Source organism: Streptomyces sp. NPDC057136 (genome assembly GCF_042670885.1).
Taxonomy (GTDB): Bacteria; Actinomycetota; Actinomycetes; order Streptomycetales; family Streptomycetaceae; genus Streptomyces.
The window spans coordinates 63,065-82,028 of record NZ_JBHUUV010000021.1 but is presented as its reverse complement, the minus strand read 5'-3'; the positions used below and the strand labels follow the sequence as shown (position 1 = coordinate 82,028).

The 18,964-nt window shown below is 70.4% G+C and carries 16 protein-coding genes, 1 other RNA gene and 1 pseudogene; 15 read left to right on the top strand and 3 right to left on the bottom strand.

Translation table 11 applies throughout. From position 1 onward, the window contains the following. The 4 genes from ftsX to ssrA all read left to right on the top strand — a co-directional run bounded on the left by ftsX (position 1) and on the right by ssrA (position 3,180). On the top strand, positions 1-921 hold the full coding sequence (gene ftsX, locus ACFT7S_RS24070) for a permease-like cell division protein FtsX (protein ID WP_382735167.1): 921 nt from the start codon (positions 1-3) through the stop codon (positions 919-921). A 68-nt stretch (positions 922-989) separates the two neighbouring features. Next, positions 990-2,180, top strand: coding sequence for a S41 family peptidase (locus tag ACFT7S_RS24065; protein ID WP_382735166.1), 1,191 nt, complete (start codon positions 990-992; stop codon positions 2,178-2,180). 18 nt (positions 2,181-2,198) lie between these two features. Beyond that, positions 2,199-2,687 carry an SsrA-binding protein SmpB gene (gene smpB, locus ACFT7S_RS24060; protein ID WP_382735165.1) on the top strand — a complete coding sequence of 163 codons (489 nt, stop codon included), beginning with the start codon at positions 2,199-2,201 and terminating at the stop codon, positions 2,685-2,687. A gap of 105 nt (positions 2,688-2,792) precedes the next feature. Further along, positions 2,793-3,180: a transfer-messenger RNA gene (gene ssrA, locus ACFT7S_RS24055) on the top strand. 84 nt (positions 3,181-3,264) lie between these two features. Here ssrA and ACFT7S_RS24050 read toward each other — a convergent pair. Further along, the gene (locus ACFT7S_RS24050) at positions 3,265-4,500 is read right to left on the bottom strand and encodes an MFS transporter (protein ID WP_382735164.1); all 1,236 of its coding nucleotides are present in this window, start codon (positions 4,498-4,500) and stop codon (positions 3,265-3,267) included. Between the two features lie 83 nt (positions 4,501-4,583). Here ACFT7S_RS24050 and ACFT7S_RS24045 point away from each other — a divergent pair, with 83 nt between their 5' ends. The 5 genes and pseudogenes from ACFT7S_RS24045 to ACFT7S_RS24025 all read left to right on the top strand — a co-directional run bounded on the left by ACFT7S_RS24045 (position 4,584) and on the right by ACFT7S_RS24025 (position 9,361). Further along, the gene (locus ACFT7S_RS24045; RefSeq protein ID WP_382735162.1) at positions 4,584-5,555 is read left to right on the top strand and encodes a LysR family transcriptional regulator; all 972 of its coding nucleotides are present in this window, start codon (positions 4,584-4,586) and stop codon (positions 5,553-5,555) included. A gap of 80 nt (positions 5,556-5,635) precedes the next feature. Beyond that, positions 5,636-5,806: pseudogene (locus tag ACFT7S_RS24040) on the top strand (acyltransferase); the annotation flags it as partial. Between the two features lie 300 nt (positions 5,807-6,106). Then, positions 6,107-7,438: a nitrate/nitrite transporter gene (locus tag ACFT7S_RS24035; protein WP_382735160.1), complete on the top strand. Its 1,332-nt coding sequence runs from the start codon at positions 6,107-6,109 to the stop codon at positions 7,436-7,438. A 134-nt stretch (positions 7,439-7,572) separates the two neighbouring features. Further along, positions 7,573-8,712 (top strand): uroporphyrinogen-III synthase, encoded by a 1,140-nt coding sequence (locus ACFT7S_RS24030; protein ID WP_382735158.1) that lies wholly within the window; start codon positions 7,573-7,575, stop codon positions 8,710-8,712. Positions 8,713-8,800: 88 nt separating this feature from the next. Beyond that, on the top strand, positions 8,801-9,361 hold the full coding sequence (locus ACFT7S_RS24025; RefSeq protein WP_382735156.1) for a GNAT family N-acetyltransferase: 561 nt from the start codon (positions 8,801-8,803) through the stop codon (positions 9,359-9,361). Here ACFT7S_RS24025 and ACFT7S_RS24020 read toward each other — a convergent pair. Further along, complete coding sequence (locus ACFT7S_RS24020; protein ID WP_382735154.1) at positions 9,297-9,935, bottom strand: GNAT family N-acetyltransferase; 639 nt, start codon at positions 9,933-9,935, stop codon at positions 9,297-9,299. The two genes, ACFT7S_RS24025 and ACFT7S_RS24020, sit on opposite strands and share 65 nt — an antisense overlap. Before the next feature lie 131 nt (positions 9,936-10,066). Here ACFT7S_RS24020 and ACFT7S_RS24015 point away from each other — a divergent pair, with 131 nt between their 5' ends. From ACFT7S_RS24015 to ACFT7S_RS23990, 6 genes are all read left to right on the top strand, one after another. After that, entirely contained in the window at positions 10,067-10,669 is a 603-nt protein-coding gene (locus tag ACFT7S_RS24015; RefSeq protein ID WP_382735152.1) for a CGNR zinc finger domain-containing protein, read from the top strand. A 103-nt stretch (positions 10,670-10,772) separates the two neighbouring features. Continuing rightward, positions 10,773-11,360, top strand: a complete 588-nt coding sequence (locus tag ACFT7S_RS24010; protein ID WP_382735150.1) for a sigma-70 family RNA polymerase sigma factor — start codon at positions 10,773-10,775, stop codon at positions 11,358-11,360. Continuing rightward, positions 11,357-12,268 carry a zf-HC2 domain-containing protein gene (locus ACFT7S_RS24005; RefSeq protein ID WP_382735149.1) on the top strand — a complete coding sequence of 304 codons (912 nt, stop codon included), beginning with the start codon at positions 11,357-11,359 and terminating at the stop codon, positions 12,266-12,268. Before ACFT7S_RS24010 ends, ACFT7S_RS24005 begins: the two co-directional genes overlap by 4 nt. A 122-nt stretch (positions 12,269-12,390) precedes the next feature. Beyond that, positions 12,391-14,772 (top strand): HelD family protein, encoded by a 2,382-nt coding sequence (locus ACFT7S_RS24000; protein WP_382735147.1) that lies wholly within the window; start codon positions 12,391-12,393, stop codon positions 14,770-14,772. 438 nt (positions 14,773-15,210) lie between these two features. After that, positions 15,211-16,647, top strand: a complete 1,437-nt coding sequence (locus ACFT7S_RS23995) for an NAD-dependent malic enzyme (protein ID WP_382735145.1) — start codon at positions 15,211-15,213, stop codon at positions 16,645-16,647. Positions 16,648-17,023: 376 nt separating this feature from the next. Then, positions 17,024-17,305, top strand: coding sequence for an HU family DNA-binding protein (locus ACFT7S_RS23990; protein WP_003968811.1), 282 nt, complete (start codon positions 17,024-17,026; stop codon positions 17,303-17,305). Positions 17,306-17,455: 150 nt separating this feature from the next. On the opposite strand, the gene murA is transcribed toward ACFT7S_RS23990, so the two are convergent. Next, complete coding sequence (murA, locus tag ACFT7S_RS23985) at positions 17,456-18,796, bottom strand: UDP-N-acetylglucosamine 1-carboxyvinyltransferase (RefSeq protein ID WP_173313469.1); 1,341 nt, start codon at positions 18,794-18,796, stop codon at positions 17,456-17,458. Positions 18,797-18,964: the final 168 nt, after the last annotated feature.

The following is an 18,964-nucleotide window of genomic DNA, read 5'->3' as shown; positions in this document are numbered from 1 at the left end:
ATGCGCGCCCAGTTCGTCCTGTCGGAGATCGGCGTCGGTCTTCGTCGCAACCTCACGATGACCTTCGCCGTGGTGGTCTCTGTCGCCCTCTCGCTCGCCCTGTTCGGCGGCGCGCTGCTGATTCGCGACCAGGTCAGCTCGATGAAGACCTACTGGTACGACAAGGTCAACGTCTCGATCTTCCTCTGCAACAAGAGTGACGCCAAGGACGTACCCAAGTGCGCCAAGGGTGCGGTCACCGCTGAGCAGAAGAAGGAGATCAAGGCCGATCTCGAAAAGATGGACGCTGTCGAGAAGCCGGTGCTCTTCGAGACGGTCGACCAGGCGTACAAGCACTACCAGGAGCAGTTCGGCGACTCCCCGATGGCCGGCAACATCACGCCGGACCAGATGCAGGAGTCGTTCCGGGTCAAGTTGAAGGACCCGCAGAAGTACAAGGTCGTTGCCACGGCCTTCGCGGGACGTGACGGGGTGCAGTCCGTCCAGGACCAGAGATCCATTCTGGACAACCTCTTCGAGCTGATGAACGGCATGAACAAGGTGGCGCTCTTCGTCATGGCGCTGATGCTGGTCATCGCGCTGATGCTGATCGTCAACACCGTCCGTGTCTCGGCGTTCAGCCGCAGACGGGAGACGGGCATCATGCGGCTCGTCGGCGCCTCCGGCTTCTACATCCAGATGCCGTTCATCATGGAGGCGGCCTTCGCCGGCCTGATCGGTGGCGTGCTCGCCTGCGCCATGCTGATCGGTGGCCGGTACTTCCTGATCGACGGCGGACTCGCCCTCCAGGACAAGCTGAACCTGATCGAGTTCATCGGCTGGGACGCGGTCTTCACCAAGCTCCCGCTGGTCCTCGCGATCGGCCTGCTGATGCCGGCCTTCGCGGCGCTCTTCGCGCTCCGCAAGTACTTGAAGGTGTGAGATGCGCCCCCGGCGCCGCGTGGCCAAGCGGCCGTGCGGCGCCGGGGCCTTGTCCTAGACTCGACGCCATGTCGGGCCCTTCGCACCGCTTCGGGTCCCGCGGTCTCTGCCGCGGGGCGGCCCTGACATTGGTCTTCGGATGTGTGCTCGCCACTGCCGCGGCCACCGGGTCGCTGCCGCGTGACGCAGACCCGCGGAACCCCGATATACAAGCCCGCTCCGTGGCCTCCGCCGTCGACCCCCGGGACCGCGAAGCGGTCGAGGACGCGGCCGCCGAGGCCGAGGCCGACGGGAAGTCCGTGACGGACGCGGCCCAGGAGGCCGTCAGCCGCAGCGGGGACCGCTGGGGCGCGGTCTACGACGAGCAGGAGTACGAGGACTTCGAGCAGGCCCTCGACGGCTCGTACACCGGTGTCGGCCTCTCCGCCCGGCGCTCGGCCGGCGGGAGCGTCTCCGTGTCCCGTGTCGAGCCCGGCGGGCCCGCCGGCCGGGCGGGCATCCGCAAGGGCGATCAGCTGCGTACGGTCGACGGCCACCGGGTCGACAGGCGTCCCGTCGCCGAAGTCGTCGCCCTGCTGCGCGGAGACCGTACGGACGCCGCCGCGGGCACCGCCGTCGTCCTGGGGCTCCGGCGCGAGGGGCGCAGCTGGACCGAGACCCTGCGCCGGGCCAGGCTCTCCACCGAGGCCGTCACCGTCCGGCGGCTGGGCGGCGCCCCTGCCTCCGCCGTCCTGATCAAGGTCACCGCCTTCACCAAGGGGACGGGCGCCGAGATCCGGGACGCCGTGCGTGCGGCCCCCGGAGACGCCGGAATCCTCCTGGACCTCCGGGCCAACGCGGGCGGCCTGGTCACCGAGGCCGTCACCGCAGCCTCCGCCTTCCTGGAGGGCGGCCTGGTCGCCACCTACGACGTGCACGGCGAGCAGCGCGCCCTGAACGCCGAGCCGGGCGGCGATACGGACCGTCCCCTCGTCGTCCTCGTCGACGGCGGCACGATGAGCGCGGCCGAGCTGCTGACGGGCGCGCTCCAGGACCGGGGCCGCGCAGTCACCGTCGGCACACGCACCTTCGGCAAGGGCTCCGTGCAGATGCCCAGCAAGCTCGCGGGCGGTTCGGTGGCCGAACTGACCGTCGGGCACTACCGCACACCGACCGGCCGCAGCGTCGACGGACAGGGCATCACCCCGGACCTCGTGGTCGGTGCGGCGGCCCAGCAGCGGGCCGAGACAGTATTGAGTGGCCTCGGGGGTGGGTCGTAGTGCGAAAATGACTGCACTATGGCCAAGGAAAAAGACACAGGGCGCAAGATGATCGCGCAGAACAAGAAGGCGCGGCACGACTACACCATCCTCGACACCTACGAGTGCGGCCTCGTGCTGATGGGTACCGAGGTCAAGTCGCTGCGGATGGGCCGGGCCTCTCTGGTCGACGGCTTCATCCAGATCGACGGCAACGAGGCGTGGCTGCACAACATCCACGTCCCGGAGTACGTGCAGGGGACCTGGACCAACCACACGGCCAAGCGCAAGCGCAAGCTGCTGATGCACCGGGCCGAGATCGACAAGCTGGCGTCGAAGTCGCAGGAGACGGGCCACACCATCGTGCCGCTCGCGCTGTACTTCAAGGACGGCCGGGTCAAGGTCGAGATCGCGCTCGCGAAGGGCAAGAAGGAGTTCGACAAGCGTCAGACGCTGCGGGAGAAGCAGGACACGAGGGAGACGAACCGTGCGATCTCGGCGGCCCGCCGACGTCAGCGGAGCGCCTGAGCAGGAATAGGCTGGCACCGTCGGGCGTTGGTCACGTACGATGGCACTGCACCCCACGGGGTGTGTACCACCTTGAGCGGTATCTAATTCAACAGCGGCACACATGGGGATGATCGGTTTCGACAGCGGATGTCGAAGCAGGGGAAGCGAGTCGAGGAAGCGGCAATGATCTCGTTAACCATATGTCGCAACCAATAATCGCCAATTCCAAGCGCGATTCCTCCGCCTTCGCCCTCGCTGCCTAATTAGCAGCTAAGCGAAGACTCTGCGGAGTGTCAGCCCGGGGGTGATCCCGACCCGGATCCTGGCATCACTAAGGGATCTAAACTTCTAGGCCCGGTCACGGGGCCCAGAAGGAAATCAAACAGTGGCTGGGCCTGTCGGAGGCTTGTTCGTGTGACCTCCGGGGCCGAGAAAAGCGCAGCGAACTGCACTCGGAGAAGCCCTGGTTCCGCACCGTTGGACGCGGGTTCGATTCCCGCCATCTCCACAATTCCCATGTACACGAGGACCCCGTTGCCACCAGGCGACGGGGTCCTCGTGTTTCCGCAGTCGTGTTTTCCGTCCCCGCGCCGGTTCACGAACGCCGGATGCCGGCTGCCGCGACCACCAGCGCCAGACCCGCCGCGCCCATGGGCACCGCATAGCCGGTCACTGTCCCGGCGTGCTCCACCATCCAGCCACCGGCCGCCGATCCGGCGGCTATGCCGCCGAGCAGTGCCGTGACCGCGAGCGTCATGCCCTCGTTCAGCTGTCCCTCGGGCGTGAGGCGCTGCACCAGCGTCATCCCGGTGACCATGGTCGGCGCGGTCGCGGCACCCGCCAGCAGGAGGCAGCCCGCGAGCACGAGCCGTGAGTCGGTCGAGGCGGCGGCGAGCAGGGGCAGGGACATCAGTGCCGTCATCCCGGCCAGGCAGAGCAGCAGCCGGCGCCGGACATTCCCGACGGGCCGCAGCGATCCGTACAGCAGGCCCGCCACACAGGAGCCGGCCGCCTGAAGGGCGAGGATCGCGCCTCCGGCGTGGGCGATGGACACCACCTCCATGGCGCCGAACACCGCGCCCGTGGCGAGGAAGGCGGCGAGCAGTGTGGGCATCCCGGCGGTGCGGAACGGGGAAGTGCTGTGGGTGCGGGGCGCCACCGGGGGTTCGGTCGCTCGCTGGGCGGCGAAGATCAGGACGCCGGTCATCATCAGGACCGCGCCGGCCAGGGTGCCGGCCTCCGGGAACAGTGCCCCGCACAGGGTCGCGGCCAGGACCGGGCCGAGCATGAAGCAGAGCTCGTCGGCGGCCTGCTCGAAGCTGTTCGCGGTGTGCAGGGCGGCCGGATCGCCCCGGTGGATGTGCGCCCAGCGGGCGCGGGACATGCCGCCGGTGTTGGGTGTGGTGGCCGTCGCGGCGTAGGCGGCGAAGAGGGTCCAGACCGGGGCGTCGTAGTGGACGCAGAGGACCAGCGCGAGCGAGCCGAGCGCGGCGATCGCGGTGGCCGGTACGGCGACCCTGGCCTGGCCGTACCGGTCGACGAGCCGTGCGGTCCAGGGGGCGACGACGGCCATGGCGGCGAGACCGGTCGCGGTGATCGCGCCCGCAAGCGCGTATGAGCCGTGCGCCCCGGCGATCATGATGACCGCGCTGACGCTGAACATTCCCGCGGGCAGCCTGGCCAGCAGATTGCCCGCGGTGAACGCGCGAACGCCGGGGGTGGCGAGCAGCCGGCGGTACGGGTTGACGCGCGCGCCCGGCGCTGTGGACGGGGCGGGGCGGTCTTGCGGGGGCGGTTTCTTCCGGGCGCCGGTGGCGGTGTCGGGCGGCATGCGCCAAGCGTCGGGGCGCCCGGTCCGTACGGTCCAACACCTACTTCGTACCGATTAACGCGTGTGTGTTGTAAATTCTGCGTGTGGCAACCTCCGACACCGATCCCCGTCTCCTGCGTGCCTTCCTCGCGGTGGCCGACGAACTGCACTTCACTCGCGCCGCGGCCCGGCTCTACGTGGCCCAGCAGGCGCTGAGCAGGGACATCCGCCGGCTGGAGCGCGAGCTCGGTGCGGAGCTCTTCGTACGCACCACCCGTCAGGTCTCCCTCACCGTGGACGGTGAGCGGCTTCTCCCGTACGCCCGGCGGGTGCTGGACGCCCAGGATGCTCTGGCCGCCGCATTCGGCGATCCGGCCGCCCGGCCGCTGCTCGTCGACCTCAACACCGACGGCATGGCCGCCGCCAGGGTGCTGGCCCGTGCGCGGGAACTCGCCCCGGCGTGCGAGCTGATGGCGCGCTTCGAGAGCGGTCTGTCCTGGGCGGCCGGTGAGGTCCTCGCCGGGCGGCTCGACGTCTCGTTCGGACGGGCCGCGGGGCTCGACCCCGCGGTGCTGTCCCGGCTCTCCGTGCAGCCCGTGCGGTACGAGCCGATGGCCGTCCTGCTGCCCCGTGATCATCCACTCGCCGGACAGGAGGTCGTCGCGCTGGACGACTTGGCCGGCGAAACCGTCTACGCGGGCGCGGGCAATGAGCGCACCCAGGAGTGGACGGATCTCGCCCGGCTGCTCTTCGACGAGTGGTCCGTCCTGCTCGCTCCGCCCGTTCCGCTCGCTGTCGGAGTGGCCGAATTCCAGCGGGTCATGGAGAAGTCAGGGAACCCCGTGCTCGCGGTCGTCGACTTTCCACCGCTGCCCGGAACCGTGGTCAGGCCGCTGGTCCGCCCCGTACCGCTGTCGCCGCTCGTGATGGTCTGGCGCAATGGGCTGAATCACCCAGGTCTGTCCGCTCTGCGGGCCGCGGCTGCCCAACTGGCGGCGGAAGAAGGGTGGATGGTCCGTCCATCTGGATCCTGGCTGCCGGAAGTCGATGCGTCGCTGATGCGTCACCGTTCCTGAAGAAGACCCGGGTACCGGAGCTCGAGGGTCCATGGGCGTCATGTTCGCCCTGGCCGGTCCCTGATGGCGCGCTCGCACCCGGCGGGTTCTTCGAGGTTTCCTGGGCCGACCAGGGCGTAGGGCCGCTCTGGTACATCAGGGCGTACCTCTGGTTCGTCATCGCCTCGCTGCTGCTGAAGGCGTTCCGCAAGCTGCCGTGGGTGACGATGCTCGCCCCGATCGGCCTCACCGCCGTGCTCGGTACGGGTCTTCACCCTGATCGCCGTCTGGCCCCTCCTGGGCGTGGCGATCCTCGCGATCGGCTGGGCAGAGGACGTGGCGGCCCGGCGTCGGCCACGCCTGTGGCCGAACGGCACGCGCAAGGACCCGGAGAAGGCTCTGCAGGCCCGTACGGGCGGACACGCTCGAGCACACTGACCACTCCAACCCTCACCGGGCCGTCCCCGGCCCGGTGAGAGCAAGGTTGCCTACCGGTCACCTCACAGCACCACGCCGAAATGCGAGCTCCATACGGTCGGGACACAAGCACCCGACACCCGTGGAGGCGCGTGATGGCCGGTCGTTGGATCGAACAGTGGGACCCGGAGGACGAGACCTTCTGGCGTGAGACGGGCGAGCACGTCGCCCGGCGGAATCTCTGGTTCTCGGTGCTCTCGGAGCACATCGGATTCTCCATCTGGACCCTGTGGTCGGTGATGGTCCTGTTCATGGGGCCGGAGTACGGGGTCGACCCGGCGGGGAAATTCTTCCTGATCTCCACGGCCACCCTGGTCGGCGCGCTCGTACGGGTGCCGTACACCTTCGCCGTCGCGAAGTTCGGCGGACGCAACTGGACCGTGTTCAGCGCGCTGACGCTGCTCGTGCCGGCGATCGCCGCGTTCGTGGTGATGGAACCGGGGACCTCGTACGGCACCTTCGTGGCCGTCGCCGCGCTCGCCGGGATCGGCGGCGGCAACTTCGCCTCGTCCATGACGAACATCAACGCCTTCTTCCCGCTGCGCAAGAAGGGCTGGGCCCTCGGGCTCAACGCGGGCGGCGGCAACATCGGCGTCCCCGTCGTCCAGCTCGTCGGACTGCTGGTGATCGGCACGGCAGGGGCCACGTACCCGAGGATCGTGCTCGGTGTGTACGTACCGCTGATCGTCGTCGCCGCACTGTTCGCCGTGTTCCGCATGGACAACCTGCGGCCCGTGCAGAACGACACCGGGGCCGCCAAGGAAGCGGTACGCGATCCGCACACCTGGATCATGTCGGTGCTCTACATCGGCACCTTCGGCTCGTTCATCGGCTACAGCTTCGCGTTCGGGCTCGTCCTGCAGACCCAGTTCGGACGGACCCCGCTCCAGGCCGCCTCGCTCACCTTCATCGGACCGCTGCTCGGCTCCTTGATCCGGCCCGCGGGCGGCTGGCTGGCCGACCGGTACGGCGGCGCCCGCATCACCCTGTGGAACTTCGCGGGGATGGCCGCGGCGACCGGGGTCGTCGTCTACGCCTCCGGGATCGAGTCGCTCGAGGTCTTCCTCCTCGGCTTCATCGCCCTGTTCGTCCTGACCGGCCTGGGCAACGGATCGACGTACAAGATGATCCCCGGGATCTTCCACGCCAAGGCCATCCGCAAGGGCATGCGCGGCGAGGAGGCCGCCGCGTACGGGCGGCGTCTCTCGGGAGCGGCCATGGGGCTCATCGGGGCCGTCGGCGCACTCGGCGGGCTCGCGATCAACCTGGCGTTCCGGCAGTCGTTCCAGACGGCGGGCACCGGGACGGCCGCCTTCTGGTCCTTCCTCGCCTTCTACGCGGTGTGCTTCACGGTCACCTGGGCGGTATACCTTCGCCGGACCGCCGCGGTGGCTGCGAAGCCGCAGCTCAGCTACGCCGAGGTGTGACGTAACCCGTGTCTCGTACGGGGGGACGTAACGGGTGTGAAATACAAGTGAACCGAGGCTGTCACGCAGTGTTGGCAGTCTCGGCCCTCCGCACCACCGAGCAGTAGCGGGACACGAGAGCCGGGTATCACGCCATGCACGACGACGCACAGCACGGGCCCCTCGCGGGCTTCACGGTCGGGGTGACCGCCGCCCGTCGCGCCGAGGAGCTCGGCACACTCCTCCAGCGCAGGGGGGCCGTGGTCCTGCACGCGCCCGCCCTGCGCATCGTGCCCCTCGCGGACGACAGCGAACTCCTCGCCGCCACGAAGGAGCTCATCGACGACACACCCGATGTCGTGATCGCCACCACGGCGATCGGCTTCCGCGGCTGGGTGGAGGCCGCCGACGGCTGGGGCATCGGGGACGCGCTCCTGGACGTGCTGCGCGGCGTCGAGCTGCTGGCGCGCGGCCCCAAGGTCAAGGGCGCCATCCGGGCCGCCGGCCTCACCGAGGCCTGGTCACCGGGGTCCGAGTCGATGGCCGAGGTCCTGGACCGGCTGCTCGGCGAGGGCGTCGAGGGCCGCCGGGTCGCCCTGCAACTGCACGGCGAACCGCTGCCCGGCTTCGTCGAGTCGCTGCGGGCCGCGGGTGCCGAAGTCGTCGGCGTACCCGTCTACCGGTGGATGCCCCCCGAGGACATCGCCCCGCTCGACCGGATGCTCGACATCACCGTCGCCCGGGGCCTGGACGCGCTCACCTTCACCAGCGCCCCCGCCGCCGCCTCCTATCTGAACCGGGCCGAGGCACGCGGGCTGCTCCCCGAAGTCCTGTCCGCACTCCGGGACGACGTCATGACGGTCTGCGTCGGCCCGGTGACCGCCCTCCCGCTCCAGGACAGGGGCATCGACACCCTCCAGCCGGAACGCTTCCGGCTCGGCCCGCTCGTCCAGCTGCTCTGCACCCGGCTCCCCGGCACGGCCCGCCCGCTGCCTGTCGCCGGCCACCGGATCGAGATCCGCGGACACGCCGTGCTCGTCGACGGCGCCCTGCGTCCGGTACCGCCCGCGGGCATGGCCCTGCTCAACGCCCTGGCCCGCAGGCCCGGCTGGGTGGTGGCCCGGGCCGACCTGCTGCGCGCGCTGCCCGGCAGCGGCAGCGACGAACACGCGGTGGAGACGGCGATGGCCCGGCTGCGCAGCGCGCTCGGTGTGCCCCGGCTGATTCAGACGGTCGTCAAGCGCGGCTACCGGCTGGCGCTGGACCCGGTGGCCGACACGAAGTACGCGGAGTAGCCGGACGACTTACCGGGTCCACCCGGTGACCGTGCTGTCCTCAATCGCCGGACGGGCTTGATTTTGAACCCCGGGATAGCGTGCTCGGATGATTGATGACAGTCACCCCGTCGCCGACGGCATGACCCTGCGCCCCGCCACCCTCGGCGACGTCGGCTCCCTAGCCGCATCACTGACCCGCAGCCGCGCGTACATGCGGCCCTGGGAGCCCGTGCGGCCCGAAGAGTTCTACACGCCGCAGGGGCAGATACAGCGCCTCACCGGGCTGCTGGCCGACCGGGATGGCGGGCGCGCGATGCCCTGGGTGCTCGCCGACGGGGAGGACCGTGCGGTCGGCTCCTTCACGCTCGCCAATATCGTGCTCGGGCCGTTCCGCAGTGCCGGCCTCGGCTACTGGGTCGACGTCGACCAGGCGGGCCGCGGGCTCGCGACCGCCGCCGTCGGCCGGATCTGCGAGCTCGCGCGGGACGGTCTCGGGCTGCACCGGGTCGAGGCCGGGACCCTCGTGGACAACGCCGCCTCGCAGCGGGTGCTCGCCAAGTGCGGCTTCGAGCAGTTCGGGACGGCCCCGCGCTATCTCCACATCAACGGCGAGTGGCGCGACCACCGGCTGTTCCAGCGGATTCTGCACGACGGCCCGCCGCGCTGACCTGCTGGGGCGCGTCCTGGACAACCGCTGACCTGACGTGGCGGTGGCCGTCCAGCGGGTACGCGGGAGGGAACGCCGGGAGGATGCCGGCGAGCGCGAAACCGCATTTCTCCGCGACCCGGCAGGACGCCTCGTTGTCCACCTGGTGCACCAGCTCCAGCCGCGCGAGCCCTTCCCCGGTGAACGCGGCGAACGCGGCGAACGCCCAGTCGCAGAGCGCCATGAGGGCCCTGGGCGCCACCCCGCGGCCCCGCGCGGACGCCGTCGTCCAGTAGCCGACCTCGGCCGTGTCCGACGCCGGTCCGTGGCGCTTCAGCACGAGGTTGCCGACCAGTTCGCCGCCGAGCGCCGTATCGGTCACGGCGAAACCGAACAGGTTGCCGGCCGCCCAGCCCTCCCGCTGCTCCGCCAGCCACCCGGCCGCGTCTTCGGCGCTCGTCAGCTGCGTCGCCAGCCAGTGCCGCATCGCGGGGTCGGCGTGGGCGCGGAGGAGGGCGGGAGCGTCGTCCGGCCGCCAGGGCCGCAGGAGCAACGAGCCCGCGGCGAGCGTGACTTCGGGGTGGCCTTCGTCCATACGGACACGGTACGGAACGTCCTTGCGGCGCCCGGAAGGCACCCACCCGGTAGGAGGGGTTCCGGCCCGGCCCGGTGACGGGCACTCTGGTGGGGACTCCCCATCGGTGACCCCGAGGCGGTGACAGGCGCATGGCGGCGGGCACGGGCGCGTACGACTGGCGGTTCGACTCCGGCCGGATCTGCCTCGACCTGGTGGCGACGGGGACCGGGCCCTCCGGCGCGTGCGAACAGCTCGCCGGGCCCGGACCGCTCGCCGAGTGGCTGGTGGCCGCCGCCCTGGTGCCGTGCGGGACGGTGCTCGCGACGGTCGACGACCACTGGGTGACCCGCTTCCGGCACCTGCGGGCGGACATCGGCCGGCTGCTGACCGCCGAACTCGGCGGCGCCCGGGACGATGCCGCCCTGGACCACGTCAACGCGCTCGCCGCCGGGGCCCCGCCCGGACTGCGCGCGGTCCGCGCCAAGAGCGGCGCACTCACCCGGACCCTGAACGCCCCGCCCGTGTGCGGGGAACTGCTCGTCGCCGTCGCCAGGGACTGCGTGGACCTGCTGACGGACCCGGAGGCCAGGGCGGCTCTGCGCCGCTGCGAGGGCGACACCTGCCGACGGCTCTACCTCGACACCTCACGGGGGCACCGGCGCCGCTGGTGCTCCAGCGAGGTCTGCGGAAACCGTGAACGGGTCGCCCGGCACCGCCGCCGGGCGGCAGCCGTCGACGCGGACAGCCGCTGAAGAGAGCCGCTGAAAAAGAATCTCGCGCCGGATTGAATGGTTCGGCCCCCGGCTCCGTATCGATGGCCGAAGAGCTCGACAGGGTCTCGACCGGGAGGTTCGGGTGCGCAAGGATGCGGCCGTGGCCGATGACCGTCTGCACAGGGCTCGACATCGCAGTGAACCGCCCCGCCCGGCCTCCGACGTCCCCGACGAGGAGCTGATGCGGGCGCTCTACCGCGAACACGCCGGGCCGCTGCTCGCCTACGTACTCCGCCTCGTGGCGGGGGACAGGCAGCGCGCCGAGGACGTGGTGCAGGAGACGCTCATCCGTGCCTGGAAGAACGCCGGTCAGCTCAACCGGGCCACCGGCTCCGTACGCCCCTGGCTGGTGACGGTCGCCCGGCGCATCGTCATCGACGCGCACCGCAGCCGGCAGGCCCGGCCGCGCGAGGTCGATCCGTCGCCGCTGGAGGTCATTCCCGCGGAGGACGAGATCGACAAGGCGTTGTGGCTGATGACGCTCTCGGACGCGCTGGACGATTTGACCCCCGCGCACCGGGAAGCATTGGTCGAGACCTATTTCCGGGGACGAACGGTCAACGAGGCCGCCGAGGTGCTCGGCATACCCAGCGGGACCGTGCGCTCGCGGGTCTTCTACGCACTGCGTTCCATGAAGCTCGTACTCGAAGAGAGGGGGATCACGGCATGAGCGACCACGAGTGGCAGCCATTCGGGCCCCGGCCCACCGGCCCCCGCAGCCCCTCGGGGCCCGCAAGCCCCTCGGGACCCGCAGGCCCGCCGTTCGGCTCCTCCGGTTCCTCCGGCCCCTCCGGCCCCTTCGAGCACCCGGTGGAGGGTCCGGGGCACGACGCCGCCGGTGCCTACGTCCTGGGCATCCTGGACGAGGCCGAGGCGAGCGCCTTCGAGGCGCACCTCGCGCACTGCGCGCTGTGTGCGAGCCACCTCGACGAGTTCGCCGGCCTCGAACCCATGCTCGCGATGCTCGCCGAAGCCCCCGCGGCCCACCCGGGCGCCCGCCCCGTCCCGCACGTGCCCGAGCCGCCCGCCCCCGCGCTGCTCGGCCGGCTGGTCGACGAGGTCGCGCGGAAGCGGGACCTGCGCCGCCGCCGCGGCAGGTATCTGATGGCGGCAGCCGCCGCCGTGATCATCGCGGGCCCCGTGATCGCCGTCACGTTCACCGGCGGCGAGGACGGCGGGCGGTCCGTGGCGACGGGCGACCCGCACCCCACCAGCCCGGCCGAGGACGCCTTCTTCCACCACATGAAGGAGAAGGCGGCGGCGACCGACCCCACCACCGGGGTCGACGCCACCGTCGGCATGGAGGCCAAGGCCTGGGGGACCCACACGGTCCTGGAGCTCAAGAACGTCAAGGGCCCCGAGAAATGCAGCCTGATCGCCGTCTCCAAGACCGGCGAGGAGGAGGTCGTCACCTCCTGGTCCGTGCCGAAATGGGGGTACGGGATCGTGGACTCCCCGCACCCGTCGGCGAAGTACCCGCTGTACGTGCACGGCGGCGCGGCGATGGACCGCGACGACATCGACCACTTCGAGGTACGGACCTTCGACGGCGAGCGGCTGGTGGAGATCGACGCGTGAGCGTGCGAGCGCGCGTGGACGCAACTTCCGACGCGCAATCGCAATGCTGGTCACAGGTGCGGAGCGGGCCCCCTTTCGCGTACGGTTGACGGCTGCTCTATGCACGTCAGAAGGGGGCCCCGGTGGCCGCGCAGGATGCCGCTGTCGATTCGTTGCGGGACCGGGAAATCGGTGTCGAGCAAGAACATCTGGACCGGGTTTACCACCGCCTCGAAGAGAAGATCGACGAGGCGGAATTTCTCATGCACGACGCCGTGAAAAGAGGCCAGGTCGGCACGCCCGGGGCGCTCGCCGAGCGCGACGCCCAGGTCTTCCGGGCCGGGGTACACCTCAATCGGCTGAACAACGAGTTCGAGGACTTCCTCTTCGGCCGGATCGATCTGCTGCTCGGCAAGGACGGTGAGCGCGGCCCGGACGGCGCGTTCACCTCCGTCGAGCCCGCCGACGACGCCGTACGCCCGGACAACACCGCGGACATCGCGGAGACGCTCCACATCGGCCGCATCGGAGTCCTCGACTCCGACTACGCGCCGCTGGTGATCGACTGGCGGGCCCCGGCCGCCGCGCCGTTCTACCGGTCGACGCCGAAGGAACCCGGCAGGGTCGTACGCCGGCGGGTCATCCGCTCCAAGGGCCGCAAGGTCCTCGGGGTCGAGGACGACCTGATGCGCCCGGAGCTCACCGCCCGCCTGGGCGGCGACTCGCTGCCCGTCATCGGCGACGGTGCGCTGATGGCGGCACTCGGCCAGGCCCGCAGCCACACCATGCGGGACATCGTCTCGTCCATCCAGGCCGAGCAGGACATGGTGATCCGGGCCCCCGCCGCCTCCGTCACGGAGGTCTCCGGAGGCCCCGGCACCGGCAAGACCGCGGTGGCCCTGCACCGGGCCGCGTATCTGCTCTACCAGGACCGGCGCCGGTACGCGGGCGGCATCCTGGTGGTCTCGCCGACCCCGCTCCTCGTCGCCTACACCGAGGGCGTGCTGCCCTCGCTCGGCGAGGAGGGCCAGGTCGCGATCCGCGCGGTCGGCTCGCTCTCCGACGAGGCGGCGGGCGTCGAGGGCGCCACCACCTACGACGAACCGGCCGTTGCCCGCATCAAGGGCTCGTCCCGGATGCTCCATGTGCTGCGCAAGGCGGCACGCGGGGCACTGGAGCAGCCCAGGGCGCAGCAGGCGTCCCAGGACGGCCAGTTGTCGTTCGGGGACGAGACGCCGGAGCAGGCGCAGCCCGCCGGTACGCCCACCCGGCTCCGGGTGGTCGCCTTCGGTGCCCGCGTCGAGCTGAACGCCGACGAGCTCCAGCGCATCCGGAACAACGTGCTCAGCGGCACGGCGCCCGTCAACCTGCTGCGCCCGCGCGCCCGCAAGCTGCTGCTGGACGCCCTGTGGACCAAGTCGTCGGGCCGGGGCCGCTACACCGACCCCGAGCTCGTCGCCGAACTGCGGTCCTCCTTCGACGAGGACGTCTCCACCGAGACGCCGTTCCTCACCTTCCTCAACGACTGGTGGCCCGAGCTCACCCCCCGCAGGGTGCTCGCCACGATGGCCGACGAGAGGCGGCTCGGCCGGTGGGCCCGCCGCATCCTCAACCAGGGGGAGGTGCGACGGCTGGCCCGCTCCTTCAAGCGGCTCGACAGCGAGGGCCGGGGCCCGCTCTCGGTCCACGACGTGGCGATCCTCGACGAGTTGCAGACCCTGATCGGCACCCCGCACCGGCCCAGGCGCAAGCGCGAGTACGACCCGCTGGAACATCTCACCGGTCTCGAGGAGCTGATGCCGCAGCGCGAGGAGACCCAGTGGGAGCGGGCCGAGCGGCTGGCGGCGGAGCGTACCGAGTACGCCCACGTCATCGTCGACGAGGCGCAGGACCTGACGCCCATGCAGTGGCGGATGGTCGGCCGCCGGGGCCGGCACGCCACCTGGACGATCGTCGGCGACCCCGCGCAGTCCTCCTGGTCCGACCCGGACGAGGCGGCGGCGGCGCGTGACGAGGCGCTCGGCAGCCGCCCCCGCCGCCGTTTCACACTCACCGTCAACTACCGCAACCCGGCGGAGATCGCGGAGCTCGCGGCGAAGGTGCTCGCTCTCGCGATGCCGGGCATGGAGTCCCCTGCGGCGGTCCGCTCGACCGGCGTGGAGCCCCGCTTCGAGCCGGTACGGGACCGGGACCTGGCCGCCACGGTCCGTGAGGAGGCGCGCAGGCTGCTCTCCGAGGTGGACGGCACGATCGGCGTGGTCGTCGCCATGAACCGTCGCGCGCAGGCACGCGAGTGGCTCGCGGAGCTCGGGGAGCGCGTGGTGGCGCTCGGCAGCCTGGAGGCGAAGGGGCTGGAGTACGACGCCACGGTCGTCGTCTCGCCCGCGGAGATCGCGGACGAGTCACCGGCCGGCCTGCGGGTGCTGTACGTGGCGCTGACCCGTGCCACGCAGCAGCTCACGGTGGTCTCGGGGGAGCGTGACATGCCCGACGAGGACGGGGTGCCGGACCTGCTGAGGGACTGAGCGGGCGAGGGGGGCCGGGGCTGGCCGGAGAGGGGCCGAGTGGCTGATTTCCGGTCAACCTGCGCTGCGGGAATCACTTCCCGGGGGTCTTTGTTAGCCTGGTGTTGGCACCGGCTCGATCCAAGCCCCCGGGCCCAACCTTCGTCGCTTCGAGCGACCACTTGCCGCGAGGCGAGCATGGCGGGTCGGTGCCACTTAAGTGAAGAAGACAGGCCCGCGTCACCTTCCGGTGGCGTGGGTCTGTTTTCGTTCCGGGAAGGTTCACGATCGGCTGGGGTTCCACCAAAGGGTCTACTTCTCGTATGGTGGAAACTACTTTCCGAACTGTGGCAGTCATTACCGGCTACCGGCCGGTAGGTGCGACGATCGGGAGGCGTGACCGCGGCGAGTGCCCCGGACACGCGGCAATGAAGCTAAGGGAAAGCGAAGGACTCGGCCATGGCAACGGCGCCCAGCGTCTCGTACTCGATGACGGTGAGGCTGGAGGTGCCCGCGAGCGGCACAGCGGTCTCCCAGCTCACCACGGCCGTGGAGTCGCACGGCGGTTCGGTCACCGGCCTCGATGTGACCGCTTCCGGCCACGAGAAGCTGCGGATCGATGTCACCATCGCGGCTTCCTCCACCTCGCACGCGGACGAGATCGTCGAGGGTCTGCGCAACATCGTGGGTGTGGTGCTGGGCAAGGTCTCCGACCGTACGTTCCTGATGCACCTCGGCGGCAAGATCGAGATGGCGTCGAAGCACCCCATCCGCAACCGTGACGACCTCTCGATGATCTACACCCCGGGTGTCGCCCGCGTGTGCATGGCGATCGCCGAGAATCCCGAGGACGCACGCCGCCTCACCATCAAGCGCAACTCCGTCGCAGTTGTGACGGACGGCTCCGCGGTGCTCGGTCTCGGCAACATCGGCCCGATGGCCGCGCTCCCCGTGATGGAGGGCAAGGCGGCCCTGTTCAAGCGCTTCGCCGGCATCGACGCCTGGCCGATCTGCCTGGACACCCAGGACTCCGACGAGATCGTCGCGATCGTCAAGGCGATCGCTCCGGGCTTCGCCGGAATCAACCTGGAAGACATCTCCGCACCCCGCTGCTTCGAGATCGAGGCACGGCTGCGCGAGGCCCTGGACATCCCCGTCTTCCACGACGACCAGCACGGCACCGCCATCGTCGTCCTGGCCGCCCTGACCAACGCCCTGCGCGTGGTGGGCAAGGGAACCGGGGACGTACGCGTCGTCATGTCCGGCGCGGGAGCGGCCGGAACGGCCATTCTGAAGCTGCTCATCGCCGCGGGCGTCAAGCACGCCGTCGTCGCCGACATCCACGGCGTGGTGCACGCGGGCCGCGAGGACCTGGTCTCCGCCGACCCCGATTCGCCGCTGCGCTGGATCGCGGACAACACCAACCCGGAGGGCGTCACCGGCACCCTCAAGGAGGCCGTCGTCGGCGCGGACGTCTTCATCGGTGTCTCCGCCCCCAACGTCCTGAACGGCGACGACGTGGCCGCCATGGCGGACGGTGCGATCGTGTTCGCGCTCGCGAACCCGGACCCCGAGGTCGAGCCCGCAATCGCCCGCCAGACGGCAGCAGTTGTCGCCACCGGCCGCTCGGACTTCCCGAACCAGATCAACAACGTGCTGGTCTTCCCGGGTGTCTTCCGCGGCCTGCTGGACGCTCAGTCCCGCACCGTCAACACGGAGATGATGCTCGCAGCGGCGGGTGCCCTCGCGGACGTCGTCGCCGAGGACGAGCTGAACGCGAACTACATCATCCCCTCGGTCTTCAACGACAAGGTCGCGGGAGCCGTCGCAGGTGCGGTCCGCGCCGCCGCGAAGGCCGCAGGGGCCGCCGCCGAGAGCACCTCGGACCTCCTCTGAGGAATGCCCTCCGCGTCGGCCGGCCACGGCTTGCGCGGAGGGTGTCCTGCCTCACCCGCGGCCGCCGTACGGCGCGTCGCGGGTCGCGGCGTCCCAAACGCCCCTTTAGGGTGGCGGGCAGCGGGCCCCGCAGGGCCCGGCATCCGCTGCGGACCGCTTCAGGGAGTCGACGGAACGTCACCACGGGCAAGCCGTGGCGCTTTTCGTGTGACTCCGGAGGGTTCCGGATTGGCTTTCCCGCCGCTGGTGGGGGCAGGATGCGTATTCGGGCGAGAGGGTCTGACATCAGACCCGGGTCCGGGGACTGTCAGAGGGCCCTGGCAGCATCGGCTTCGATCTCACGCCTCACAGGCAAGAAGAACACGGGAGTACAAACATGAACCGCAGTGAGCTGGTGGCCGCCCTGGCCGACCGCGCCGAGGTGACTCGCAAGGACGCCGACGCCGTGCTGGCCGCGCTCGCCGAGACCGTCGGAGAGATCGTCGCCAAGGGCGACGAGAAGGTCACCATCCCCGGCTTCCTGACCTTCGAGCGCACCCACCGTGCCGCTCGCACCGCTCGGAACCCGCAGACCGGCGACCCGATCAACATCCCCGCCGGTTACAGCGTGAAGGTCTCCGCGGGCTCGAAGCTCAAGGAAGCCGCCAAGGGCAAGTAAGTCCCTGAGCAGCAAACGAGGAGCGGCCACCCTGTGCGGGGTGGCCGCTCTTCGCCGTATACGGGCCTGGAAGCCCCCGCACACGGCCGAACGGCGGCCGCCCCCTCCCAGGGGCCACCGCCGTCCGTCGCGTGCCGCTGTGCGCCGTTGCTAGACGAGCGCTCCGCCCGGCAGCTCGACCTTCGCGCCGAGCTTCTCGAGCTTCTCCATGAAGTTCTCGTAGCCGCGGTTGATCAGGTCGATGCCGTGCACCCGGGAGGTGCCCTGCGCCGCCAGAGCCGCGATCAGGTACGAGAAGCCGCCGCGCAGGTCGGGAATGACCAGATCGGCGCCCTGGAGCTTCGTGGGCCCGGACACGACCGCCGAGTGCAGGAAGTTGCGCTGGCCGAAGCGGCAGTCGGAGCCGCCCAGGCATTCGCGGTAGAGCTGGATGTGCGCGCCCATCTGGTTGAGCGCCGAGGTGAAGCCGAGCCGCGACTCGTACACCGTCTCGTGGACGATGGACAGGCCGCTGGCCTGCGTCAGCGCCACCACCAGGGGCTGCTGCCAGTCGGTCTGGAAGCCGGGGTGCACGTCCGTCTCCAGGGCGATGGCGTTCAGCGCGCCGCCCGGGTGCCAGAAGCGGATGCCCTCGTCGTCGATCTCGAAGGCCCCGCCGACCCGGCGGAAGGTGTTCAGGAAGGTCATCATCGAGCGCTGCTGGGCGCCGCGCACGTAGATGTTGCCCTCGGTCGCCAGCGCCGCGGACGCCCAGGAGGCGGCCTCCAGGCGGTCCGGGATCGCCCGGTGCGTGTAACCGTCGAGCCGGTCGACACCCGTGATCCGGATGGTCCGGTCGGTGTCCATCGAGATGATCGCGCCCATCTTCTGCAGTACGCAGATGAGGTCCTCGATCTCCGGCTCCACTGCCGCGTTGGACAGTTCGGTGACACCCTCGGCGAGCACGGCCGTCAGCAGCACCTGCTCGGTGGAGCCCACCGACGGGTACGGCAGCCGGATCTTCGTGCCGCGCAGTCGCTGCGGGGCCTCCAGGTACTGGCCGTCCGCCCGCTTCTCGATCGTCGCGCCGAACTGGCGCAGCACCTCGAAGTGGAAGTCGATGGGCCGGCCGCCGATGTCGCAGCCGCCGAGCCCCGGAATGAAGGCGTGGCCCAGGCGGTGCAGCAGCGGGCCGCAGAAGAGGATCGGGATGCGCGACGAGCCCGCGTGGGCATCGATGTCGGCGACGTTCGCGCTCTCGACGTGGGAGGGGTCGAGGATCAGTTCGCCCGGCTCGTCACCGGGGCGGACGGTCACGCCGTGCAGCTGCAGCAGCCCCCGGACGACCCGTACATCACGGATGTCGGGAACGTTGCGGAGCCGGCTGGGCCCGCTGCCGAGCAGCGCGGCGACCATCGCCTTGGGCACCAGGTTCTTGGCGCCTCGGACGCGGATCTCGCCCTCGAGCGGGGTTCCGCCGTGGACAAGCAGGACATCGTCTGTGCCGGTCATGAATCTCGCGTTCCGGAGTGGTCGGGCGGGGGGCCATCGAAAAGGGTAATGGCCTCCTACCCCCCTTCCGTAAGGCGAACGGGCGTGTACGAACGTCATAAATCCGCCACAACACGCTCTGCCCAACACTCCTGGCGGAGGGTTACCGTCCGGAAGAGGGCAGAACAG